Annotated in this window: 21 protein-coding genes and 1 pseudogene; 18 read left to right on the forward strand and 4 right to left on the reverse strand. The window is 45.3% G+C overall.

Features of this window, described 5'->3' with window-relative positions; translation table 11 throughout:
- The first annotated feature begins 1 nt into the window (after window position 1).
- The 4 genes and pseudogenes from EI981_RS12280 (at window position 2) to EI981_RS12295 (ending at window position 4,659) form a co-directional block, all read left to right on the forward strand.
- Window positions 2–1,138 (forward strand): glycoside hydrolase family 18 protein, encoded by a 1,137-nt coding sequence (locus EI981_RS12280; RefSeq protein ID WP_126998507.1) that lies wholly within the window; start codon window positions 2–4, stop codon window positions 1,136–1,138.
- A 277-nt stretch (window positions 1,139–1,415) separates the two neighbouring features.
- Window positions 1,416–2,089 (forward strand): annotated as a pseudogene (locus EI981_RS12285) (response regulator transcription factor).
- Window positions 2,086–3,453 carry a sensor histidine kinase gene (locus tag EI981_RS12290; RefSeq protein WP_126998509.1) on the forward strand — a complete coding sequence of 456 codons (1,368 nt, stop codon included), beginning with the start codon at window positions 2,086–2,088 and terminating at the stop codon, window positions 3,451–3,453. Before EI981_RS12285 ends, EI981_RS12290 begins: the two are co-directional and overlap by 4 nt.
- Before the next feature lie 213 nt (window positions 3,454–3,666).
- Window positions 3,667–4,659 (forward strand): alpha/beta hydrolase, encoded by a 993-nt coding sequence (locus EI981_RS12295; protein WP_126998511.1) that lies wholly within the window; start codon window positions 3,667–3,669, stop codon window positions 4,657–4,659.
- 106 nt (window positions 4,660–4,765) lie between these two features.
- On the opposite strand, the gene EI981_RS12300 is transcribed toward EI981_RS12295, so the two are convergent.
- Window positions 4,766–5,230, reverse strand: a complete 465-nt coding sequence (locus tag EI981_RS12300) for a GNAT family N-acetyltransferase (RefSeq protein ID WP_126998513.1) — start codon at window positions 5,228–5,230, stop codon at window positions 4,766–4,768.
- A gap of 82 nt (window positions 5,231–5,312) precedes the next feature.
- Window positions 5,313–6,362 (reverse strand): DUF1835 domain-containing protein, encoded by a 1,050-nt coding sequence (locus tag EI981_RS12305; RefSeq protein ID WP_126998515.1) that lies wholly within the window; start codon window positions 6,360–6,362, stop codon window positions 5,313–5,315.
- Between the two features lie 376 nt (window positions 6,363–6,738).
- On the opposite strand from EI981_RS12305, the gene EI981_RS12310 reads away from it, so the two are divergent.
- Together EI981_RS12310 and EI981_RS12315 are read left to right on the forward strand one after the other, a co-directional pair.
- The gene (locus EI981_RS12310) at window positions 6,739–7,977 is read left to right on the forward strand and encodes an aminopeptidase (protein ID WP_418789052.1); all 1,239 of its coding nucleotides are present in this window, start codon (window positions 6,739–6,741) and stop codon (window positions 7,975–7,977) included.
- Window positions 7,978–8,053: 76 nt separating this feature from the next.
- A complete protein-coding gene (locus EI981_RS12315) occupies window positions 8,054–8,485 on the forward strand; it encodes a MarR family winged helix-turn-helix transcriptional regulator (RefSeq protein ID WP_126998519.1) in 432 nt (143 codons plus the stop codon).
- Window positions 8,486–8,553: 68 nt separating this feature from the next.
- Here the strand turns inward: EI981_RS12315 and EI981_RS12320 are convergent, their stop codons facing one another.
- A complete protein-coding gene (locus tag EI981_RS12320; RefSeq protein ID WP_126998521.1) occupies window positions 8,554–9,909 on the reverse strand; it encodes a sodium-dependent transporter in 1,356 nt (451 codons plus the stop codon).
- A gap of 187 nt (window positions 9,910–10,096) precedes the next feature.
- On the opposite strand from EI981_RS12320, the gene EI981_RS12325 reads away from it, so the two are divergent.
- The 6 genes from EI981_RS12325 to EI981_RS12350 all read left to right on the forward strand — a co-directional run bounded on the left by EI981_RS12325 (window position 10,097) and on the right by EI981_RS12350 (window position 14,799).
- Window positions 10,097–10,450 carry a carboxymuconolactone decarboxylase family protein gene (locus tag EI981_RS12325; RefSeq protein WP_126998523.1) on the forward strand — a complete coding sequence of 118 codons (354 nt, stop codon included), beginning with the start codon at window positions 10,097–10,099 and terminating at the stop codon, window positions 10,448–10,450.
- Between the two features lie 99 nt (window positions 10,451–10,549).
- Window positions 10,550–12,256 carry a dihydrolipoyl dehydrogenase gene (gene lpdA, locus EI981_RS12330; protein ID WP_126998524.1) on the forward strand — a complete coding sequence of 569 codons (1,707 nt, stop codon included), beginning with the start codon at window positions 10,550–10,552 and terminating at the stop codon, window positions 12,254–12,256.
- Window positions 12,249–12,572 (forward strand): lipoate--protein ligase family protein, encoded by a 324-nt coding sequence (locus EI981_RS12335; RefSeq protein ID WP_126998526.1) that lies wholly within the window; start codon window positions 12,249–12,251, stop codon window positions 12,570–12,572. Before lpdA ends, EI981_RS12335 begins: the two co-directional genes overlap by 8 nt.
- A 46-nt stretch (window positions 12,573–12,618) precedes the next feature.
- A complete protein-coding gene (locus EI981_RS12340) occupies window positions 12,619–13,191 on the forward strand; it encodes a lipoyl protein ligase domain-containing protein (RefSeq protein WP_418789065.1) in 573 nt (190 codons plus the stop codon).
- A 175-nt stretch (window positions 13,192–13,366) separates the two neighbouring features.
- A complete protein-coding gene (locus tag EI981_RS12345) occupies window positions 13,367–13,657 on the forward strand; it encodes a hypothetical protein (protein WP_126998530.1) in 291 nt (96 codons plus the stop codon).
- Window positions 13,658–13,677: 20 nt separating this feature from the next.
- Entirely contained in the window at window positions 13,678–14,799 is a 1,122-nt protein-coding gene (locus tag EI981_RS12350; RefSeq protein ID WP_126998532.1) for an NAD(P)/FAD-dependent oxidoreductase, read from the forward strand.
- 65 nt (window positions 14,800–14,864) lie between these two features.
- Here the strand turns inward: EI981_RS12350 and EI981_RS12355 are convergent, their stop codons facing one another.
- Window positions 14,865–15,848, reverse strand: coding sequence for a quinone oxidoreductase family protein (locus tag EI981_RS12355; protein ID WP_126998534.1), 984 nt, complete (start codon window positions 15,846–15,848; stop codon window positions 14,865–14,867).
- A gap of 275 nt (window positions 15,849–16,123) precedes the next feature.
- On the opposite strand from EI981_RS12355, the gene EI981_RS12360 reads away from it, so the two are divergent.
- The 6 genes from EI981_RS12360 (at window position 16,124) to EI981_RS12385 (ending at window position 23,492) form a co-directional block, all read left to right on the forward strand.
- A complete protein-coding gene (locus EI981_RS12360; protein WP_126998536.1) occupies window positions 16,124–17,821 on the forward strand; it encodes a cellulase family glycosylhydrolase in 1,698 nt (565 codons plus the stop codon).
- A 300-nt stretch (window positions 17,822–18,121) separates the two neighbouring features.
- Window positions 18,122–18,949, forward strand: a complete 828-nt coding sequence (locus tag EI981_RS12365; protein ID WP_126998538.1) for an AraC family transcriptional regulator — start codon at window positions 18,122–18,124, stop codon at window positions 18,947–18,949.
- 254 nt (window positions 18,950–19,203) lie between these two features.
- Window positions 19,204–20,511: an NtaA/DmoA family FMN-dependent monooxygenase gene (locus EI981_RS12370; RefSeq protein ID WP_126998540.1), complete on the forward strand. Its 1,308-nt coding sequence runs from the start codon at window positions 19,204–19,206 to the stop codon at window positions 20,509–20,511.
- A 58-nt stretch (window positions 20,512–20,569) separates the two neighbouring features.
- Window positions 20,570–21,622, forward strand: a complete 1,053-nt coding sequence (locus EI981_RS12375; RefSeq protein WP_126998542.1) for an NAD(P)/FAD-dependent oxidoreductase — start codon at window positions 20,570–20,572, stop codon at window positions 21,620–21,622.
- Window positions 21,623–21,644: 22 nt separating this feature from the next.
- The gene (locus EI981_RS12380; RefSeq protein ID WP_126998544.1) at window positions 21,645–22,637 is read left to right on the forward strand and encodes an iron-siderophore ABC transporter substrate-binding protein; all 993 of its coding nucleotides are present in this window, start codon (window positions 21,645–21,647) and stop codon (window positions 22,635–22,637) included.
- A gap of 258 nt (window positions 22,638–22,895) precedes the next feature.
- Complete coding sequence (locus tag EI981_RS12385) at window positions 22,896–23,492, forward strand: C40 family peptidase (protein ID WP_126998546.1); 597 nt, start codon at window positions 22,896–22,898, stop codon at window positions 23,490–23,492.
- Window positions 23,493–23,617: the final 125 nt, after the last annotated feature.

Genomic DNA, 23,617 nt, shown 5'->3' on the forward strand with positions numbered 1-23,617 from the left:
CATGAAAATCAGTTTATATACAAAAGTGTTTGTGATTGTATTGCTGGCGGGTATGGGCTTCTATTTCTATCAAATTTCAAGTGCAGAAGACCGTAAAATAACGGCGGTGTACGTGGAAGCCTGGAGGGATGCAGCCAATTTCCACTTGTCCGAGAAAAATGTCGATATCGCCTATATTGCCTTTGCGAAGATCGCGGGAACGAAGCTCTATTTTCATGAAGATGAGGTAACAAACGAGCAGATCAAACGGAATATTCAGAAAATGAAGGAGAATAACCCTACAACACGATTCGTGCTTGCTGTAGGTGGATATGGAGTGGATGGATTCTCTGATGCAACACTGGACGGAAACCGTTATTTATTTACGGAGAGCATTGTTGAGTTGATTCGAGAGCTGGATTTGGACGGTGTGGATATCGATTGGGAGTATCCTGCATTTCATGCCTGGGACACACAGAAGTCACGTCCCGAGGATACACAAAACTTCACCAGCCTGATGAGGGAGCTGAGGGAGAAGATGTACCGACTGCCCTTCAAGAGCAAGGGGTATCTACTGACCTTTGCTGCGGGCACGCAGGTTTGGTATTTTCAGAACGTTGAGGTTCAGAAGGTTGCTGAATATGTCGATTACATCAATGTGATGAGCTATGATTTGATCGGCCAATGGTCGGATCAGACTGGCTTTAACGCCAATCTATATATGGACCCCGGTAACAAGTCGCAGATTAGCGTCGATCAGATCATTACGATGTATCTTGATCATAATATTGACAGCAAGAAGCTGTTGCTCGGCATTCCTGCATACTCCTATGCTTGGAAGAAGGTTAAGGACAGCAGGAATAACGGCGCATTTGCTCCCGGACAAGCGGTTGATATCGAGCGGGTGGATCTCACCTATAAGATGATTCAGAAATCGTATTTGAACCAAAATGGTTACAAGCGTTACTATGATGATCAAGCAAAAGCAGCTTATCTTTATAATGGAGATACGTTCATCACCTATGAAGACCCGGAAGCTCTTATTGAAAAGGTAAAGTATATCAATCAGCATGATCTGGGCGGCGCAATGGTCTGGGAATACTCCCAGGACGCCGAGGACGGGATCGTGAAATTTCTGGGAGATCAGCTGCGTCGATGATGAATTAGAGGATGTCGAGCCAGCAGCCAATGTATAGTCTTTTATAGTATAATAATTACTATTAGTGCGTGTTCAAAAAGGCCGGTTTTCAGCACCGAGAAGGTTGGATAAAGCTAGGGTCTGAGGAGCGGAGCGTACGTAGTTTGTACGTGAGCACCGGAGGACCCGGCTGAATTCAAGATTCGATGCCGAATAACTTCTTGATTGACTTCGTGATCAAAAGTGGACTTTTTGAACAACCTCTACTATATGAGATGAACAGAGAGAGAGGATACGGATGCCTACTATACTGGTTGCTGATGACGATGCGAACATTCGCGAGCTTGTTAGTCTATTTTTACGCACCGATGGATTCAATACGGTCGAGGCTGCAGATGGTCAAGAAGCGCTGAACATCTATGCCTCGACACAGGTGGATCTTGTCGTGCTTGATATTATGATGCCGATGATGGATGGCTGGACATTGTGCAAGGAACTCCGCAGGGCTAATCCCGATCTGCCTCTGCTTATGCTGACAGCCAGAGGTGAAACATGGGAGAAAGTGAAGGGATTCGAACTAGGAACGGACGATTATTTGACGAAGCCATTTGATCCGCTGGAGTTGACGGCTCGAGTGAAGGCATTATTGAAGCGATACCGGATTGGCTCCACGCAGACAATTCAATTAGCCAGTGTCATCCTCGATCGACTGACTTATAAGGTTACGAGAGGGACGGAGTCGTTCACCTGCCGCTCAAGGAGTTCGAATTGCTGTATAAGCTGGCTGGAACACCTGGTCAGGTCTATACGCGAGAACAGCTGATTGATCAAATCTGGGGAATCGATTATGTGGGAGATGAACGAACGGTAGATGTGCATATTAAACGACTGCGCGAACGGTTTGCGACCATATCCGATTTTCGAATTGAAACCTTGCGCGGGCTAGGCTACAAGCTTGAGGTATGCGAATGATCAAATCTTTATATACTCGGGTTGTAGCCACGTTTTTGGCCGCTATTATATTGGGGACGGTCATCGGTTTTGTTATTACATTTTGGGTATATAGAGAGAAATTGAATGAAACCATGCATACGACCTTATCTAATTTCAGTCAGGATATCGCCCGGATTTACGAAACCATTCCAGTTGATGAGGCGAACTTGTATCTGGACGGGATGAGGCAGCTCAATTCTTATCATGTTCGAATATACGATGGAACGGGGCAGTTCCAGTCCTACGGAGCACTTAACGGACACTCCCCTGCCTCTGTGACGATGGATCAAGTAAAGAAAGTATTGGGTGGGGAAATAGTTCGAGTTAATGCGAGTACCGTTTCTCCGAACCTCCTAGGATTGCCGTTGAAAACGGAAGTGGGCATGAAGGCGATGTTTGTGGAACAGCTCACGGCTCCTACTGCTTCTTTTAACATAAAGTGGTTATCTTCTTTTGTAACCTATTCGTTAATTGCAGGCAGTTTACTAATTTTGGTTGCCTCTATATTCCTGGTAAGTCCAATTAAAAAGCTAACAAGAGCTACCAGACAGATAGCGTCCGGGGATTTCAATGTCGAGCTGAACATTAAGCAAAAGGGAGAGATTGGCACTTTGGCTCGCAGTTTTGAAGAAATGATGCATGACCTGCAGCAGCTTGAACAAATGCGCAAGGATTTCGTATCGAACGTATCTCATGAGGTTCAATCGCCACTCACTTCGATATCTGGTTATGCTAAGGCGCTTAAGCATGTATCTATCTCTGATGCCGAGCGAAGCCGTTATCTTGATATTATCATTGCTGAGGCGGAGCGGATGTCCAAGATGAGCGATGGCTTGCTGAAGCTTAGCATGCTTGAATCACAGTCACAGCAGCTGAATCGGGTCTCATATGGTCTTGACGAACAGATAAGACGTGTGATCGTGGCGATTCAGCCGCAGTGGTCGGCGCGCAATATCTCTTTTGAGCTTCATTTGAAAGCAGTGACTGTAACAGCAGACTACGATCTTCTAAATCAGGTATGGACCAATATCATTGGCAATAGCATCAAATTCTCGGAGGATAGCGGTGTGATTTCCGTTAGCATCATACAGGATACCAAAAATGTGTCCGTCCAAATTACCGATGCAGGAATGGGCATCTCTACCGAGGATCAGAAGCGAATCTTCGAGCGATTCTTTAAGGCGGATCGTTCCCATAGCCGCAAGTATGGCGGCAGCGGTATGGGGCTGGCCATCGTGAAACAAATTGTATCTCTTCATCAAGGTGACATTCGAGTAGAAAGCGAGCTTGGCCGGGGAACAACGATTACGGTCACTTTGCCAATGAATAGTCTGTCAGAGTAATCTAGAAATATTCTGTTATTCAGATTGTTTAACCTATATTTCTTATGCTACAGCTTACACGGCAAGCCTTCCTTGCTATGTTAACGTAGCATTTTTTTATATCTGTTCATATTCAGTTCATATTGTCGTCATGAGGAGGACATCTTCATAAGATACACTTCTTCTAGTAGCCAAGGAGACTGAATAAACAGATATAGATAGGAGAAGATGATCATGCCACAAACCGAGGAAATGAAAATGAAGAATGGAACGAGAGCAAAAAAAGTACGAAGTATTTTGTTTAAAATAGTAGGAGCCATTATTTTAGCAGTTGTACTGTTTCTAGCCGTTGTTTTTACAGTGGATAAGATCAGTAGTCGTTCGGAGCAAAAAAGAATAGAGCACTACGGTCAGCAGGTATCAGTAGATGGAAAAAATATGAATGTATTGATTCAAGGGGAGGGAGAAGAGACGGTTGTTCTCCTGCCTGGTTACGGAACAGCTGCACCAGCACTTGATTTTAAAGCGCTAATTGAAGAGCTAGCGCCATTCTACAAAGTCGTCGTGGTTGAGCCCTTTGGTTATGGATTAAGTGATGATACCAAAAAAGAACGAAACACAGCGAATATTGTAAGTGAGATTCATGAAGCCCTGCAGAGTCTGAATATTGATCGATATATTCTGATGGGCCATTCCATTGCCGGAATTTATGGGCTGGATTACGTGAACAAATATCCAGATGAAGTAATTGCATTTGCCGGAATAGATAGCAGTGTTCCAGCACAGGGTGGTATGGATGTTGAATTCCCAACGGGAACGTTCAAGTTTCTCAAAAAATCAGGTTTAGCTAGATTAATGTTGAAAGCATCGGGTGACCCCTATGCTGAACTCCCTTTTGATGATGAAACAAAAAAACAATTGAACCTGATTACGCTCAAAAACCTCTATAATTCCAGCAGCATGAATGAAATGGAACATATTTATTCTAATTTCGTTGCCGCCCAAAATTTAAAATTTCCGGAAAATCTTCCCCTTATTTTATTTGTACAATCAAATAATGAGAACAGAAAAGATTGGTTATCACTGCATGAAGAGCAAGCCAAAGAGTCTCGGTATGGAAAAGTGATACCACTTGAAGGAAGTCATTATTTACACCATACCCGTTCAAAAGAAATCGCCGAAGGCTTTAAGGAATTTATGAACGATATAAGTTCAAAAGTAAAATAAACCATCCCCGGTCATTAAATAGACTAACTAATAAGAGGATATTATGTTCAATATATGAGCATATATCCTCTTTTTTATTGACTACTTGGACTATGGTGTTACAATATCAAATTTTTTTAGCCATAGTTATATTCGTAATTTCATAACCCATTTTTTCATATAAGCCACGTGCAATTTTATTATGACCAAAAACGTTTAGACCCATTTTATTCATACCTAACTCTTTAGCAATAATTTCAGCTTCTTTCAATGCTTTCTTGCCATACCCCTGACCTTGATATTGTTCAAGAATCACAAAATCATATATAAAACCTTCATTAGGATATGTAGGCGCTTTTTGTCCAATCCAAATCATTCCAACTAATATATCGTAGTGAAAAATAGAGAATAAATGATTATTCTCGGTCTTCTCATCGTTTGGTAGTAGTCGTTCAAATGATTCCCTCGATAAGTCAATCGCTTCATCTTCACTCCAATTTCCGGAAGCAATCTTGTCTTTTGCATAGTCTTCAATTGCATAACTGATATATTGTTTGAATTCCTCTTGGTTCATTGTTTTTAATGTAATCAATTTATTTTCCTCCCATATTAGTTTTCAATTTCAAACTTTTTAAGTTTCGTTGAATATAGATCTTGATAACTATATAGACATCCTATCGAGATTTACGCCTAATGCTATAAAACCGCATTCCCGCAGGAACTCCTTGAATTGCTAGGATACCGTTATATATCATTTCACGTAGCCGATATTCGAAATAGGCATCTCCAATACACTGCTCACAATAGCCGAGTGCCTCGCCAATCAGACGGGCTGACTTGAGGAAATCGTTATTGCTTGCCGCGGGCCGAAGCTTGTCTAGCGTGTCCAGCAAGTATTGATCATAGTAACCAGCAGGTACCTCTAGTACAGTGTTATCCTGCCAAATCCGCAGTGTACCAGTCTGTTCGGTGATCAACTGCCATTCTTGTTGTAATTGCTCGATATCTTCCGTGGATAGCGTGGCATTGTCGTTCTGACGGATGACAACTTCGCGTAATTTGTCCGGCGGGATTTCGCCGGAATGTCTGTAGTGAATAGAAGCATCAGGGCGATTGAACATTTGCTCGGCAGCTGCTCCAGCATCACATACCACAATGGAATTAGGCTTGTTACGGAGTAGATATATCGTGTGTCGCAGTCCAGCCTGTTCACTGACATTATCGTTAGTCCAGATGACTATTTGCGCCTGATCGGGAATTTGCTCCAGCCTGTCCTGTAGTGCCTCGAACTCCTCGTCGAATTCTGCATAAGCTTCATACCCATCCGTGATATGATCGTGGAACCAAATGCTGCGCGCCTCACGACCCTCCGGCGTGTCCAGATCGCCTAGCGGGCCAATAGCGTAATTCTCTCGCAGTATAATCAACTTGTGCTCTTGCGTAGGGTTAATCCCCCTGAGTACCTGCTTCATACTACCCGCGAAGGAATCACTATGAACGATATGTACATGCGTAGAGATCGGACCAGGATCCCAGGATATTCTTCCGGCCTGGAGTCCCATCAGATTATCATATATCTCAATCAATTCGGCTACGCTCTCTTCAAGCGGTATTTCCTTCTTCCTCAGATCCTCGATCCTCAATAAAATAAAGCCGAGATAAGACCGTAATTCATTCTCGCTTAAGTGAGTGATCGCTTTTTTGATCGCAAGTATATCATTCATCTCCACTTACCTGCCTTTCATTCTATAGTGTATAACGAAACGTGGTATCGCTATTTGGCAGAAAAAGAGCCTCTGAAAATTGTAACGAAACTGGGTAACGTTATTAAGGAAAATTAGCGGTATATAGCCCGTATTTCTAGTAAATAGCGATATGGAGTTTCGTTAGAATGAAGTTAACGTGCTATTCACGAAAATAGCGTTCTGTAGTTTCGTTAGAGATCTAGGGTGACGCCTGTATCAACAGTAACATGTATTCCGTAAGGTTCGCAAAACCTATGGAATAGATCGCGCTCACATTTCCTTTCAAAGTTAATTTATTTCGCGATATGCCTAAGCAAGGATATAATAGAGTAATAACTTTGACTAATATGGGGGAATGAAAATGTATCCAACGAAGCAGCAACTGGATAATTATGCGGAGCTTGCCGTTAAAGTAGGGGTTAATGTTCAGCCCGGTCAAACGGTAGTTGTCATGGCACCTGTTACGGCTGCCGACTTGGTTCGGTTAATTACGCTCCATGCGTATAAAGCGGGTGCTCATAATGTCTATGTTGAGTACAATGACGATCAACTGTCCAAAATTAAATATCATCATGCACCGGAAGAGGTATTCTCCGAATATCCAGAATGGCGTGCGAAAGCGATGGAGGAATATGCGGAAAAGGGAGCAGCCTTTATCCAGATTTACTCTCCGGATCCGGATTTGTTGAACAGCGTTGAGCCTGCACGGATCGCCACCGCTGCCAAGACGGCTGCCACTGCGCTAAACAAGTACCGCAGTTATTTGATGGCCCACCATAACGCATGGACGCTAATCTCTTATGCTACCCCTGAATGGGCAAGCAAGGTGTTTCCGGACGAAAGTTCAGAATCCGCACAACAGAAACTATGGGAACGCATCATCGATGCAACCCGAATTGATCATGACAACCCGGTAGATTCATGGGGCAAGCATAATGCGAAGCTGAGTGAAATGGTCACCTTCTTGAATGATAAACGTTATAAGCAGCTCCAATATGAAGCCCCTGGCACATCGCTGACGATTGAGCTTCCTGAAGGACATGTCTGGCTTGGCGGAGCTAAGGAGAACTCCCGTGGCGTATGGTTCAATCCTAACATTCCGACAGAGGAAGTCTACACACTGCCTAGCAAGAATGGCGTAAACGGAACGGTTCGCAGTACGAAGCCGTTGAACAATAACGGAGTGATTATCGATGGATTTTCTCTGACATTTAAAGATGGGAAGGTCGTTGATTTTAGCGCGGAACAAGGGGCTGAAGCGCTGCAGAAGCTGTTGGATACCGATGAAGGAGCAAGATATCTTGGTGAGGTCGCGCTGGTTCCTCATGATTCCCCGATTTCCAATTCGAACGTTATTTTTTACAATACATTATTTGATGAAAATGCATCCTGTCACCTTGCGTTGGGTCAGGCGTATCCTGTTACTATTGAGGGTGGAACGGACATGGGTGAACAGGAGCTGGCGAAGCATGGGGTAAATAAAAGCTTGATTCATGTCGACTTTATGATCGGAGCTGCCGAGCTTTCCATTGATGGTATTACCCAGGATGGGCGGAAAGAAGCGATCTTCCGAAACGGCAACTGGGCATTTTAGATGGATGATATGATAAATGAAGCGTATGTTTGGTCTATAATATTATCTATCTGATGTCGAGGAAAGGGAGTTCATTGTGTTTAATCTAACGGATTGTATCGGATTTATTACAAATACAGCTTCCAAGAAAATTGTTGACGCTTTTAATGAGCGCTTGCGGGATAATAATATTACCCGAGTAAAATGGATCGCTCTGTTCTTCATCGGTGAGGAGAAGAATATCTCTCAGAAAGAGCTGGCTCAAAAGATGAACGCCAACGAATCCTCCATAGCCAGATTATTGGAACGGATGGAGAGAGACGATTTATGTGTGAGGGAGAGAGATACGACGGACCGCAGAATCATTAGAGTTAACTTGACTTCCAAGGGAGCACAGTTAAGAACGGAGCTGCTGCCATTAGGACAGAGCTTCCATGATGATGCGACAGATGGGATTCCTGCGGGGGATTTGGAGATTTTCAAGAACGTGTTGGATAAAATGGTTGCGAATGTGACCAAAGATCAATAAGATATCATTTAAAAAGGCAATCTCGGTACGGTGCTGTTTATAGCTGCCGCGAGATTGCCTTTTTTGTACTAATCGATTTTAATGATCCCTGTTGTATGCAGAAGGACCAGAAGAACAAGAATAGGCGCGATATACCGAAGCATAAACAGCCATATCTTGAACCATTTCGATTTCAGTCCCGCTGCTTCCGCAGCGCCCTTCCAGAAGTAGCCCGCGAACAACGTAGTAATGAGTCCGCCGATCGGCAGCATTATATTCGAGGTAATGAAGTCAAGCCAGTCAAAGAAGTTCTTACCTCCAAGATCCGACAGGGAAGGTACCATCCCGAAGGACAGCGCAGATGGAAGTCCAATGAGCATAACTAGAATGCTAATGATGATTACGGACTTCGTACGGCTCCAGGCCCAGCGGTCCATCGTAAAAGATACCGGTACTTCCAGCAGCGATACAGACGAGGTAAGAGCTGCAATGGCTAATAAGATGAAGAATAGACCTCCGAAAAACGCTCCGAACGGCATCGCCGAAAAAGCGGCCGGAAGGGCCATGAACACGAGACTCGGTCCGGAATCAGGAGCAATGCCAAAGGATGCAGTCGTCGGGAAAATAATCAGCCCGGCAACAAATGCATAGATCAGATCTCCAGCTCCGATAGCTAGCGTAGCCGTTCCAAGCGATTGACGCTTGTCCACATAAGCGCCATAAGTAAGCAGGATCCCCATGCCAAGCGAGAGCGAGAAGAAGGCATGTCCCAATGCAACCAATGCGGATTCCGGGCTCAGCTTGGAGAAGTCGGGATGCAGGAAAAAGGCTACTCCTTCCCCCGCGCCCGGCAGAGATACGGCGCGTATCATCAGACCGATGAGCAAAATGATCATCCCAGGAATGAGTACTTTGTTGAATTTCTCAATCCCTCCGGAAATCCCTTTGATTACGACAAATGCAGTAATCAGAATGGCAACAGCCTGCCAGACGATCGGCATATACCCGCCAATAAAGGAAGAGAATTGCCCTTCATAATCAGGGTTGCTGTACAAATGGCCGCTAAAGGATTGAACCGCGTAGTTCAGTGTCCATCCAGCAACAATGATATAGAAGGTCAAGATCAGAAAAGGTGCTATAACTTGCAGAATCCCGAGTTTTCCGAATATTTTCGAGCCGCCGGCCTTCACAAACGAAGTAGCTGCGCTGCCTCTGCCCGCACGGCCAATGGCCAGCTCGGCCAGCAGGACCGGTAGGCCGATTACGATCAGACAGACAATAAAGAGCAGGAAGAAGGCCGCACCTCCATTTTCGCCAGTAATGTACGGAAATTTCCACATATTCCCAAGTCCAACTGAACTGCCGATAGCAGCCAAGATAAACCCTGACGAGGAAAAACGATCGTTCTTTCCTGACATCTCTGGGCCTTTTTTCGGTGTAGTCATAGAAGCTCCCCCAGTATTAATATAAATATTTACTTATTATATTGCATTTTTGTAAGAAAACCATGAAAAATTGTTTCGAAAAAGAAAACCTTATTTTCGACATAATACTTTACAATGCAATGAATGCAGTGTAAAGTATTATTAGATCATAAGTGAATTATTTCACAAAAATAAGGAGCTGACAGAAATGAAGAAAGACGTTAGACAAATGCTGAATGATTTTACGGGTGGATTACAGGAATTGTCTGGAACGAATGCGGCGAGCGTCAATGCGTTTATGAACTTGTTGGGAACGAACTATGCTGATGGTGCTATTGATACGAAGACGAAAGAGCTGATTAGTGTAGGGATCGCCGCTTATAACCGCTGCGAATATTGCATCGTGTTCCACGTCTATAAAGCGCTCGAAGCAGGTGCAACCCGTGAACAGATCATTGAAGCGGCTATGGTTGCTGTTGCATTTGGCGGCGGACCAAGCATGGCTTACTCTGTTACCTTGCTGAAGGATTCTATTGATGAGTTCGAAAAGGACTTTAAATAAACCTTGATGATGTTATACACAGCAACCTTCTGAATGGTTCGGGAGGTTGCTTTTTTTCAAGTAAAGCTAAGCACTAATGATTAATTGGAGGGAACATCAATGATTATCAAGCTGGAGCAGCTCACAGGACACGCCAAGCAGGCGAAAATCGGGAAGCTGAATGTTGCCGAAGGGGATCAGATTGAGATAGGTCAACCTTTACTTCAGATGGAGAGCAAGAAAGGAAATTCCCCTGTACTATCCAAATATAAGGGCAAGATTGAGAAAGTGCTGGTCGATGAGGGCCAGGAAATTGAACTCGGTCAGAGCTTATTTGAAGTAACTGCGGAAGGGGCCGTCAAAGAATCAGCAGAGGTTAAACCGAAGCTGGACTATTTCGGCGGGCTTCTGCGCGGGAAGAAGGAGGATGTACGGACTGAGCTGCTAATTATCGGTGCGGGACCGGGAGGCTATGTCGCTGCTATCTATGCAGCCAAAAAAGGCATTCAAACCGTGCTTGTAGAGAAGGATTCCATGGGTGGAACATGCTTGAATGTGGGCTGTATTCCGACAAAAGCATTGATCAAATCCTCTGAGGTCTTCCATCAAATACTGCATGCCGATGATTTTGGTCTTTCCGTGAAGGAGATCGAACTGGATATGGCTAAGGTGATCGATAAGAAGGATGAGATTAAGGGCAACTTGGTGTCAGGGATTGAGTATCTGCTTAGCAAAAATAACGTTCGCGTCATTAAAGGAAACGCTTCATTTCTAAATGACAACCAGGTGCTCGTCAAGAGTGGAAAAGATGAATATATGATTGAAGCCAACAATACGATCATTGCTACCGGATCTCAAATCGCAGACATTGCTCTACCAGGAATCGATCATGATTTTGTCATGAACAGCACCTCAGCACTCGCCTACAGAAAAAATATTAGCTCGGTTACGATTATCGGCGGCGGCGTCATCGGTATGGAATTTGCTTTTCTCTATTCTAACTTTGGCATTCAGGTTAATGTCTTGGAATTCTGCGACAGGCTGTTGACGATGGTAGACAAAGATGTCTCGGAAGAGATCGCTCATATTGCTGCCGAGAAGGGAATCGGCATATTTAACGGAGCCAAAGTGACAAGAATCGAGAAGGACCAGACAGGCAAAGCGGTTGTTATCTTTGAACAGGACGGAGTCGAAAAGTTTATAACGAGCGAGAAGGTTATGATTGCGATTGGCAGAACGCCCAATATAGATGGGCTGGAACTTGAGAAGACAGGAGTCAAGCTGAACGACAATAGGAAAGGGATTGCGGTTAATGAGCATTTACAAACTTCGGTAGATCATATCTATGCAATTGGCGATGTTACGAACCGAATTCAACTGGCCCATGTCGCTTCCCATGAAGGAATAGCGGCTGTGGATCATATTCTCGGTACGGATGCCCATGTTGATTACGAGATGGTGCCAAATGTGATATTTACTTCACCAGAAATCGCCGCGGTTGGTCTAAATGAAGATCAGGCCAGACTTATGGGCAGGAACATTCAAGTGAGCAAATTCCCATTTCAGGCCAATGGCAAAGCATTAACGATGAGAGAGGGAAGGGGCTTCATCAAGCTGGTCAAGGATCTGGACAGCAACAAGCTGATTGGCGCTTCGATCATCGGACCTGAAGCATCGGCCTTGATTAGTACATTGACAATCATGATCGGCTCAGGCATTCCTGAGGAAGAAATCGCGCATACCATTTTTGCCCATCCGACGACGGGTGAAGTGATTCATGAGGCGATACTTGGCCTTGGTGTAGGGGCTTTACATTACGATGAATAGGATTATTATATCCGAAGAGTATAATCCGTACTATAATCTAGCGCTGGAGGAAGACTTGCTGCGAGGGGTTAACACGGATGAGGTCATTCTGTATTTATGGCAAAACGAGAAGACGGTCGTGATCGGTAGAAATCAGAATCCGTATCTTGAATGCGATGTACCGCAACTGGCGGCTAACGGAGTCCGGTTGGCCAGACGGATCTCAGGCGGGGGCGCCGTGTACCATGACCTGGGCAATCTGAACTTTACTTTCATTTACCTGGAGCAGCACAAAAATCTGGAACAGCAGCTGAATGTAATTAAAAAAAGCGGTTGAAGCACTGGGAGTTACGGTTGAGTTCTCTGGCAGAAATGATCTGACCATCCAGGAACAGAAATTTTCCGGACATGCCTTCTATGCGGAGGACGGCCATGAATTTCATCACGGGACTCTCATGGTAAATGTAGATTTGGGCCAGTTAGGGCAGGTGCTTAGACCCTCCAAGTTAAAAATGCAAGCCAAGGGAATCACATCTGTGAAGAGCAGGGTCGTTAATCTACAGCAGCTTGCTCCTTCCTGTACAGTGAATCAATTGATTGACTTGCTAGCAACCAGCTTTGCAGAAAGCTATGGAGATGCGCAGTTGCTCAAATATAATAATGGAAACTACATTCCGTCGCAGTTGAGTCTGTATGAGGATTCCAAGTGGCTGTTCGGTGAGAGCCCGAAATACGACGTAATGCTGGAGAGAAGAACCTCTCAGGGTTTGATTCAAGCCTTGCTTTATGTGGAGGATGGATTGATCCAGCGGATAAAGATCCATACCGACAGCCTAAGGACCGGACCTTATGAAGAGCTTGAGCAGCAATTCAACGGTAAGGTATTTGATCTGCATTTCGAGGATCAATTATTTGGTACAATCGAAGACTGGTTTGAGTCTGGCTCCTCATCATAATGGAACTGGAAAACACCCTTGTAATCATTGGTTAACCTGAGCGGTTCCGATGCTTTATCAAGGGTGTTTCACTTATGTAACGGTATGCAAGGTTAATGATATTTGTCTGGAATTAAGGAAGAGCACTAAATAAGCTATAATGGTCTTACGTATACAGACAAGGAGGATATAGCTCATGGAATATCTTGCAATCTTACTCTCGCTTATTGCCTTGATCGTATGTCTGAGTGTATATAACAAATTATCTGCCTTAGAGGCACGGATCAAAGCGATGCAGTTCCCGAGGCCCCAGGCAGTTCCTACAGCTCAAGCAGAGGGACCAACGTCGTACTTGGGGCAAGATGAAGTGATTCGTCTAATACATGAGGGCAAGAAGGTCGAAGCTATTAAGAAATCGAGAGAATTGTACGGCATGTCGTTATTGGAAGCCAAGCAATATGTAGATGATCTGGCACTGAAGGTGTAGAAATAGAAGGGGATCTCATCATGAAGAAGTATATAGTTATTGGAGCAGGGATTTTAGGGGCATCAACGGCTTATCAATTATCTAAAATGGGGGCAGATGTTCTTATTATAGACCGTAAAGAGCAGGGACAGGCCACGGACGCAGCGGCCGGAATCATTTGCCCCTGGCTATCACAACGGCGCAATCAGGCTTGGTATCGCCTAGCTAAAGCAGGCGCGGGCTTCTATCCAGAATTAATTGAAGAGCTTATGAACGAGGGAGAGACAGAGACAGGCTACGCTAGAGTTGGCGCTCTCAGCATTCATCATGATCTAGAGAAAGTGATCAAAATGGAGGAACGGGCCCAGCAGCGCAAAGCGGATGCACCGGAGATCGGTGAGATTACGCGATTAGATGAGACCGAGACCCGAAGGCTGTTCCCACTATTAGAAGAAGGCTATCATTCCGTTCATATTAGCGGGGCAGCCCGTGTAGATGGGCGTGCTCTGCGGGACGCTTTGCTGCGCTCAGCAGAGAGACATGGGGCGAAGCGGATTGAGGGAAATGCCGCGCTAGAGTTCCAAGAGAATCATATTACAGGAGTTCGTGTGGGAAGTAACACTTACACTGCAGACAAGACGATTGTCTGTGCAGGAGCTTGGGCTAGGGAACTGCTTCAGCCTCTCGGCATTCACTTTAACGTTCGCTTCCAGAAGGCGCAAATTATGCATTTAGAGCTGAATGAGCGTCTGGATACCGGAAGCTGGCCAGTTGTTATGCCGCCATCGGATCAATATCTGCTTGCATTCGATCATCATAAGATCGTAATCGGGGCTACTCACGAGAATGAGGTTCAAGGTTATGATACAAGAATAACACCAGGCGGGATGCAGGAAATATTGAATAAAGGGTTGGAACTGGCACCAGGCTTAGGGGACAGTACCTTCCAGGAGGTAAGAGTCGGTTTTCGGCCTTTTACCCCCGGTTTTCTTCCTGTAATTGGCGCGGTTCCCGAATGGGAAGGACTTATCACGGCCAATGGTCTTGGAGCGTCTGGACTTACGATGGGGCCGTATATTGGCAGCCAGCTGGCTAAGCTCGCGATCGGAATGGAACTGGATATTGATCTTAATGACTATGACGTTCGTGGAGCGATAGAATAACAAAGTCCAGGTTGAATGATAAACACATCATAACTCTGTTGGTGAGGGGGAATGGGCTATGAATGCTATGAGTTCTCAGTGTATAACAGTACCTTCCCCGTACTCTTCCGACTTTCTACAAGCTGATGTGCCGCAGCAGCCTCGCTTAAGTGGAATCGCTCACTTATTTTTATGTTGATTTGTCTGTCCTCTAGCATTCGGAATATTTGCGATGCCGTCTCTTGCAAAGCCTCGGGGCGTTCTTTTCTTGTGGTTCCCAGACTATATCCTAGAACAGAACGGCAGCTCGCATGCAGATCTTTTGCGTGCAATTGTCCATACTTTCCACTAGAATTTCCGAATACAACCAGACGGCCGTAATGGGCAAGACATTTTATGCTTTGCTCCGTTATTTCGCCGCCAATCGAATCCAAAATGATATTTACCTTTTCGTCGTTAGTTAGCTCATTTACTTTCTCGGCAAAATCTCCATCGGTGTAGCATAACACATGGTTTGCTCCAGCTTCTAATGCCACAGGGATCTTTGCTTCATGGCCTACAGTTCCGATAATAGTCCTCGCTCCTAATACTTTTGCCATTTGAGTCGCTGTGGTTCCTACCCCGCCAGAGGCGGAATGAATCAAAACCTGATCCCCATCCTGAAGCCTAGCGATATCAACAAGTAATTTGTAAGACAGAAATGAGACAATACCGCTTGCTCCTGCGACATCAAAGCTTATAGATTCAGGAATCGCAAAGGTTAGCCTCTCATCGGCAACAATGTATTCTGCATACGAACCATTCGCTGGAAAGGCAAGCACGCGTTGCCCTACATGTAATGAAGTTACCTCATCTCCTACTTGTTCAATGACGCCTGAAGCTTCTAAGCCAGGAATAAAGGGTAATTTTCCTTGCCCCTTGTTACCCAATCTTGCTTTAATATCCGCAAAATTGACAGACGTTGTCTTTACACGGATTAAGACTTGCTTGGAATGGAACGAAGGAATCTCCACATCTGTATATTTCAGGTTATCGGTTGATCCGAACTGCTCTACAACAATTGCTTTCACAACAAACACCGCCTTCGTTTCATTGTATGAAACCTTGTTTCGATAATTAAATTATATATCGAAAAGGAAGAGTGTTAAAGGAAAATAGCCGATATGCGAATAAGATTAAACAAAAATAATATTATTTTATGATGCGACAGACTTCGACAAAGCCAATCTGCTAAATTAACTTTAGGCATGTGAATAAAAACGTTTTTATTATCGGGATAGGGGGTGAGCTGTACATATTTTATCTTTATCATGGTTCATCATTCTATAAAAGGAGAGGTATTTGTATGATAAAGAGAAATCGATTTCATAAGAAAAGCTTTAGAATCTTGTTGACTATTATTTTGTTGCTGGGTACCTTCTTGGCAGATTGGAGCTTAGGTCGTCCAGCTTCAATTCATGCTGCTGGCAGTTTATCGGATGCCGATTTTCTAAAGACCAACGGAACGTCAATTCGTAAATCCAAGGGAACAGGAAGCACTGCATATCTGCGGGGGACGAATGCCGGCGGTTGGCTGGTTCAGGAGTCCTGGATGAACCCGACGAATGCTCCGGATCAGAAGACAATGATGAATACATTGAAGGATCGCTTCGGCGCAGCGGCACGGGATGAGCTTCTTTCCGTATATGAGGATCATTATTGGACTACACAGGATTTTGACAATATCTCAGCGATGGGGATGACGGTTGTTCGGCTTCCATTCACGTATATGAATTTGGTGGATGACTCCGGAAATTTGAAAGCGGATGCATGGTCACGTCTGGACTGGTTCGTGGAGAACTGCCGCCAGCGGGGAATTTATGTCATTCTTGATATGCATGGTGCATTCGGTTCTCAGAACGGAATGGATCATTCCGGGGAAGTTAATGATGGCAATCAACTGTACGGAAACCCGAATAACCGCCAGAAGACCTTATGGCTATGGGAGAAAATTGCTGAGCACTTCAAGGGGAACCCGGCCGTGGCAGCCTATGACATTCTGAATGAGCCAGGAATCAAAGCGGCAGCAACAGGCCGTACACAATGGGATTTCTATAACGAAATTTATAATCGGATTAGGGCAGTGGATGGCGATCATATCATCATGATGGAATCTTGCTGGGATGCTGGGAACTTGCCGCATCCTCGGGACTACGGCTGGACTAACGTCGTCTATGAATATCATTATTACCCGTGGGATTCAGTGACTAGTGTCCCAGGCCAAGCGGCTTATATCTCCAGCAAAGTGGCCGATATCCGCAGTCATAATTACGGAGTACCAACTTTTGTCGGTGAATTCACTTCATTCGATATTGAAGATGCTTGGAAGAATACACTGTCTACATTCAACCGTGAGGGCTGGCATTGGACGACTTGGACTTATAGGGTAACGGGCAGCAACAATTCCTGGGGAATTTACAATCTCAATGCAGAAGCAGTAGATATTTATCATGATTCCAAGGATACGATCCGGCAAAAATGGTCTAAGGTCGGAGCGCAGTATAGTGCGGTGAACTCCAAAATCTACAACGTGATCAAGCCTTATTTGCAGGGAACTACAGATCCGGGTAGCGGTGGATCACCGCTGTTCGCGGATGGGGAATATTATTTGACCTCTGTTGCGAACGGCGGGGTTGTCTCTGCGGAGAACGGAGGGGCTGATCCATTAGTGGCCAATCGTTCTGCTGTAGGAGGGGCATGGGAGAGTCTGCGACTGGAGAATAATAGCGACGGGACAGTCTCCTTCAAATCAATGGCCAACCAGAAGTATGTCTGTGCGGTAATCGATGAGAGCAATCAATTGTTAGCACGCAGCGCCTCGATTGGAACTTGGGAGAAGTTTGAGCTGGTTAGCACAGGCAACGGAGATTACGGAATTAAGGCTGTTGCCAACGGCAAATTCGTGCAGGCGAATTTCAATGTCGGCGGTAGGCTGGAGGCAACTCAGGATAGGGTGGCAGGCGCTTGGGAAGCATTCAAAATTACGAGAATGGGCGATTCTTAACGCCTTCTCCTTATTAAGGCGGATCAACAGAATGGAGGCAAGCCGTTTGCCTCCAGTGATACGATTGGCGAAGCCTGGAAGGCGTTCTGGATTACCGGTATGAACTGAACCTCGCTAGAGAGCGGGCAGAGATGTTTTCAGCCCGCTCTTTTTTTGTTGAATCGAACCTGGAACGAAAATTGGTACTTGAGAATTGGCAATTATATGATCAGAATAATAGATTAAATGGGGAAAATACTCGCCTCGGTTTTAGGTAAGACCAAGTTGACTATATGGTTGTCGGGAGAAGGGGGTGGAACAATGGCAAATGTAGATAGGCTGGCGGAGATATTTGCGAATGCCCCTTATGAGATCAAGAGTGTCTACCGTCTAGTAATTCAGCCCAAAAGCATATTGCGTGAATTCAGGACTTTAAAGTACGGATTTCTCTTTATCATTCGCGGAGCCAACAGAATAAGCGTGAACGGGACGGTCTATGATTTACATCCAGGTTCCGTATTTCATGCAGCGCCTGGGATGCAGATGGAGGCTCAAGTTGCGGGCGAGTCAGAGTTAGAGTATTACTCCGTCTTCTATAGCTTGGATCAGCGTTATGCGGAGGACAGCCATCATGGATGCAATGCTCATTTCAAACTGGAGCCTGGTGTCATTCCAAGAGTAATAGAATTGCTGCTTATGCTTCATCAGAGTGTCCATACTCAGGGAGGGATGGAGAAGCTTCGCGTGAAGGAATTATTTCTAAGTATTATGCATCAAGTGCTGATGGGACATAAGAATCAGGCGACCATCGGTTCATCCGATATTGCAGCTATAGAGAAAGCCATCGCATACATCAAGAGAAATTATATGAACCCGTTGACACTTGAAGAACTGGCGGGAATACATGCTATGAATCCAAAGCGATTCTCTTATTTTTTTCATAAGCATATGGGTCTTCGTCCCATTGATTTCGTTATCCAATATCGGATGGAGAGAGCGAGCGAACTGCTGCGAGGGGGGAGTTTTCCTATTCGTGATATTGCGGTTAGTGTCGGTTATGCTAATCCGCTCTATTTCAGCAGAGCATTTAAGAAGAAATTCGGGATATCTCCATCCTTATACGCCAAGCAATTCAATAGTCATATCTAATGTGAAGGTAGTAGGAAGCATCTTGTTCAGTTATAAATATATCAAGTCTATATCGATTTGATAATTGTGCATGTCGTATTTGTTATTTGTGTATTTGCATTTGCTAGCGTCCTTGCTACACTGTTGATTGAGAATGATAATCATTGATAACAGGATTGATAATGATTAAGCTCGTTCTTCTAGAATGAATATCAGGGATAGCGCCATTCCTGAGCGAATGACTATTCTCTGAGTGGGGAAAGGGTGGAAGCAAGGTGAATGCAGATCGGCAATTATGTATCGGATTTTCTTTATCGGCAACCTGGATGAAGGGACATGGCTGGCGGCTTCCGGATAGCGGTGTTGAGAAAATGGGTTCGATTGATTATTACATCGAATTAGCCAAGTTGGCGGAGAACGCTAAGCTCGATTTTCTATTCAGGGCAGATTATCTTTATGTAAGTCCGCAAATGCTGGGCGATTCCGCTAATTTTGGCAGCCCTGATCCGACGATGATATTCGCGGCGATCGCCCGCGAGACGGACCGAATTGGACTTGTTACGACGATCTCGACTACTTTTAATCCGCCGTACGTTGTCGCCAGACAGCTTCAATCATTGCATTGGCTTAGCAACGGACGTGCTGGCTGGAATATTGTAACCTCGATCGAAGGAGCTGAGAATTTCGGCACGGCAGCCATGCCATCCCCGGAAGAGAGATATGCGCGGGCGAGGGAATTTACCAATGTAGTGCGTAAGCTCTGGGCCAGCTTCCCGCATGAAGCGGTTCTGATTGACCGTGAATCGGGCAAATTTACCGATACGGATCGGATCTCTCCCATTGATCATTCAGGTGAGTTTTTCAATGTTAAAGGACCGCTTAGCTTGCCAGCTCACTCATCGGGATCCATTCCTCTATTTCAAGCAGGCGCATCGAATATCGGGCGAAATTTCGCGTCTTCCGTAGCGGATGCTATCTTTGCTGCGATGCCTGATCTCGAATCTGGGATCGAATTGCGGAATGATCTGAGAAGACGAGCAGAGGAGCAGGGGCGTGATCCGAATGCGATCAGGGTTCTGCCCGGGCTATATTTCTTCTTGGCCGATACACGTGAGGAGGCACAGGCATTATTCGAGATGGCGAATGCGCATTTAAGTACCGAGCGCAGGCTTGCTTCGCTCAAATCTGTATTAGGCCTTGATCTCAGCAGTTATGCCCTGGGTGATCGGGTGACTGCCGGTATGCTTCCTGATGCGAATCAGCCAGTTCGCAGTCGCACGCATGCTGAACTGCTTCGTCGATATATTATCAACCATCACCCGACCGTGGCAGAGGTGCTGTCAAGACCGGAAGTTCTTGGCTCAGCGCACTGGGTCTCGGTTGGAACGGTTGAGGACGTATTGAATGATATTATTCAGAGATATGAAGCCGGGGCAATTGATGGGCTCATTGCTCTTCCAGGCGGCTCGGAGCAATCGATGGAGCTGTTCTTTGAGAAACTGATGCCGCGATTGGTGGAGCTGGGCTTATTCCGGAGTGAATATTCCGGTTCAACCTTGAAGGAACATTTGGGGATTTGCTGATACTGTTCTGATAAATGAGAATCCGATGATATGGCCAATTAAGCGAGGAGATTAAAAAATGCATAATAAGGAACTGTTTGATGTCACAATTGTAGGCGGCGGACCCGCAGGGCTGTTCTCCGCATTTTATAGTGGTTTACGCGAAATGAAAACGAAAATTATTGAATTTCAGTCCTTTCTGGGCGGGAAGGTGCATGTCTATCCAGAGAAACTGATCTGGGATGTAGGCGGCTTGACACCGCTTCCCGGCTCCCAGTTGATTGAGCAAATGGTAGCTCAAGGCTTGACCTTCCAGCCGGACGTTGTTCTAGGAGAGAAGATTACGTCCATTTCCAAGGATGATGAGGATCATTTCGTTCTGCATACAGACTCCGGCCAGATGCATTATTCCAAGTCCGTCATTCTGGCTATAGGGGGAGGAATTCTAAAGCCGATTAAGCTGGATATTGAGGGAGCGGAACGGTTCGAGGTAACGAATTTGCATTATACCGTGAAATCACTGGAACGCTTTAAGAACAAGACAGTGCTAATCTCTGGCGGCGGCAATTCAGCCATTGACTGGGCAAATGAACTGGAGCCGATTGCCAAGCAGGTCTATTTGACCTACCGCAAAGAAACGTTAAAAGGACATGAGGCAGAAATTTCGCGTCTTGAGAGAAGCTCAGTGGAGTGTTTGCTGAATACATCGATCGAGAAGCTCATCGCGTCTGAGGATCATCAGAGGATTGAGACGGTTGCACTGAGAAGAAATGAGACGGGCGCTACATTTGAGCTGGAAATTGACGAAATGATCATTAATCATGGATATGAACGCGATAAAGAATTGCTGGCCAACAGCGAGGTGCAGATTGAGCTGAAGGATTACTGGATTGCAGGCACTCCATTGAGCGAGACATCGGTGCCGGGGCTTTATGCCGCAGGCGATATTCTGAATCATGAGGGCAAGCTTCACCTGATTGCCGGGGCTTTCCAAGACGCCGCAAACGCGGCGAACAAGGCCAAGCAGTATATCTCGCCAGAAGCGAATGCGCATGGAATGGTATCCTCACACAATGATCTGTTTATGCAAAAGAACCGTGAGTTGATGCAGCATTTATATACCAAGAGTTGAAGACGAGGCTGGAGGAAGCAGTATGAAGAGATGGATAGGTAGTATAGTAGCGTTTGTCATTGTGACAGCGATGTTGGCCGGGTGTGCCGGAACGCCAGCGGCTGCGCCTTCAGTGAACGAAAGTAATGGCGGGCAGTCCAGCGTGACCAGTACGTCTGAAGCTGGATCGACGGACTTAGGCGTATGGCCAAGAACGATAACGGATGCTGCCAGTCATGAGATTGTACTCCAGGAACGGCCGGAGCGCGTTGTTGTGCTTCATCCCCTGTACTTGGATTACTTCTTGGCGCTGGATACGCCTCCGGTCGCTTCGGGCAATGCAATAAGCGCGTTGGAGGAATTCGAAACTCTGAAACCGTACCAAGGAACGGTTGAGATCGCTGATTTGGGCAGCGGAAGAGATTTGAATCTGGAGGCGGTGATAGCGGCGAACCCGGATGTGATCGTGACTTTTAAAGGACATGTGGACGCGAACTATGATGAATTAAGCAAGATTGCTCCTGTCGTCCAAATTGACTATGGGGATACTTGGGAGAATGCCACGATGCTTTGTGCCCAAATTATAGGCAAAGAACAGTTGGCAGAACAGCTTATCAACGATACTAAAGAAATCATTGCGAAGACGAAAGAACAGCTGAGCGGAATGAATGGTAAGAGCTTTGCGTTGCTGCGGGTTGACGGAAAAGCTAATTTTACAGCTCAGGGTGCAAAGAACACCGTCTACTATAATGATGCTACGGGATTTGGCCTGTTGAAGCCGGAGGGCTATCCTGAAGACGGGCAAGTGCTCTCGCTGGAGGCATTATCGGCGATGAATCCTGATTATATTATTATCCAGCATGATCTTAAGACGGCCCAGGCAGCGGTTCAAGAGAAGGAAGCGATGGCTGTATGGAAATCACTCAAAGCGGTAAAGGGGAATCACGTTCTATTCTTTGATAATTCTCTTAACACGGGAAGCGTCCTAGCAATTCGCTTGGCAGCGGAAAATTTCATGGAGTTGGCTGGGCAATAGAAGGTTATCCGTCTAAAATTAAAAAAAACGAGAAACAAGTATTACAAATATGTAACCATCCAAATCCTTCTTTAATTAGAAATAAAGAGTTTATTTTCATCAAAATCACCTAAATTAATCCTCTATTAGTAAAAAGAGTGCTTTGTGTTATCGTTTCCACTCTGAGATAATGAAAAACAGAGAAGGATATTGCCCCTATTAAGGCAGAGGTATAACCTAAATGGTTACAAAAATGTCATCTCAGAGGAGGAACAACATATGATTAATATCAAGAAAAGCTTGATCGGCAGCCTGGTCGTTTCTGCAGTAGTATCGGCGGTCGTTACTCTTCCAACTCCATCGCGTGCAGCATCTGCCAAAGACATGGCACCATCCTATACAACAACACAAAATGTTCAGGGTCAGGCAACTGCCAATTCTACTATTGAAAAAGTAATACAAACTGGAATGAAATATTTGGGTACTCCGTATGAGTTTGGCTCTAACCGCAGCACAACAACAACATTTGACTGCTCCGATTTCATTCGTCAAATATTTAAAGAAAGCGCAGGTGTAGTGCTTCCTACTGATTCTAGGCAGCAGGGAACATGGATCAAACAGAATAGTACACCTGTCTATAATATAGACAAACTCAAACGTGGTGATCTCGTATTTTTCATGAGCTATAAAGGTTCTAGCAACTCCGCATACAGCCGGATTGACAAATCGCAGGAGCGGATTACGCATGTGGCATTGTATTTGGGAGATGGGAAGCTTCTGCATACGTACTCCCAAAAAGCGGGTGGTGTGGTTGTGACTGATTTTACATCGTCCTGGCAGAATCGTTTCTTATATGGAGGCAGTGTTTTGAAATAGAGATGCTTTGAGAGGCCGCTGCAATGCGGCTTCTCCATTTTTGAAAGATTCCAATCATCGGCGAATCGAGAAAAGAAGAATTGTTAGAGACAGCGGCTGTCTGATTTTTTCAGACTACCGCTGTT

This window comes from Paenibacillus lutimineralis (assembly GCF_003991425.1).
GTDB classification, from domain to species: Bacteria; Bacillota; Bacilli; order Paenibacillales; family Paenibacillaceae; genus Fontibacillus; species Fontibacillus lutimineralis.

What these genes read in the sequence shown, in the direction of transcription:
- EI981_RS12280 (WP_126998507.1), top strand. Translation starts at nt 2, where the DNA reads ATGAAAATCAGTTTATATACAAAAGTGTTTGTGATTGTATTGCTGGCG.
- EI981_RS12290 (WP_126998509.1), top strand. Translation starts at nt 2,086, where the DNA reads ATGATCAAATCTTTATATACTCGGGTTGTAGCCACGTTTTTGGCCGCT.
- EI981_RS12295 (WP_126998511.1), top strand. Translation starts at nt 3,667, where the DNA reads ATGCCACAAACCGAGGAAATGAAAATGAAGAATGGAACGAGAGCAAAA.
- EI981_RS12305 (WP_126998515.1), bottom strand. Translation starts at nt 6,362, where the DNA reads ATGAATGATATACTTGCGATCAAAAAAGCGATCACTCACTTAAGCGAG.
- EI981_RS12310 (WP_418789052.1), top strand. Translation starts at nt 6,739, where the DNA reads ATGAAAATGTATCCAACGAAGCAGCAACTGGATAATTATGCGGAGCTT.
- EI981_RS12320 (WP_126998521.1), bottom strand. Translation starts at nt 9,909, where the DNA reads ATGACTACACCGAAAAAAGGCCCAGAGATGTCAGGAAAGAACGATCGT.
- EI981_RS12325 (WP_126998523.1), top strand. Translation starts at nt 10,097, where the DNA reads ATGAAGAAAGACGTTAGACAAATGCTGAATGATTTTACGGGTGGATTA.
- lpdA (WP_126998524.1), top strand. Translation starts at nt 10,550, where the DNA reads ATGATTATCAAGCTGGAGCAGCTCACAGGACACGCCAAGCAGGCGAAA.
- EI981_RS12335 (WP_126998526.1), top strand. Translation starts at nt 12,249, where the DNA reads ATGAATAGGATTATTATATCCGAAGAGTATAATCCGTACTATAATCTA.
- EI981_RS12345 (WP_126998530.1), top strand. Translation starts at nt 13,367, where the DNA reads ATGGAATATCTTGCAATCTTACTCTCGCTTATTGCCTTGATCGTATGT.
- EI981_RS12350 (WP_126998532.1), top strand. Translation starts at nt 13,678, where the DNA reads ATGAAGAAGTATATAGTTATTGGAGCAGGGATTTTAGGGGCATCAACG.
- EI981_RS12360 (WP_126998536.1), top strand. Translation starts at nt 16,124, where the DNA reads ATGATAAAGAGAAATCGATTTCATAAGAAAAGCTTTAGAATCTTGTTG.
- EI981_RS12365 (WP_126998538.1), top strand. Translation starts at nt 18,122, where the DNA reads ATGGCAAATGTAGATAGGCTGGCGGAGATATTTGCGAATGCCCCTTAT.
- EI981_RS12375 (WP_126998542.1), top strand. Translation starts at nt 20,570, where the DNA reads ATGCATAATAAGGAACTGTTTGATGTCACAATTGTAGGCGGCGGACCC.
- EI981_RS12380 (WP_126998544.1), top strand. Translation starts at nt 21,645, where the DNA reads ATGAAGAGATGGATAGGTAGTATAGTAGCGTTTGTCATTGTGACAGCG.
- EI981_RS12385 (WP_126998546.1), top strand. Translation starts at nt 22,896, where the DNA reads ATGATTAATATCAAGAAAAGCTTGATCGGCAGCCTGGTCGTTTCTGCA.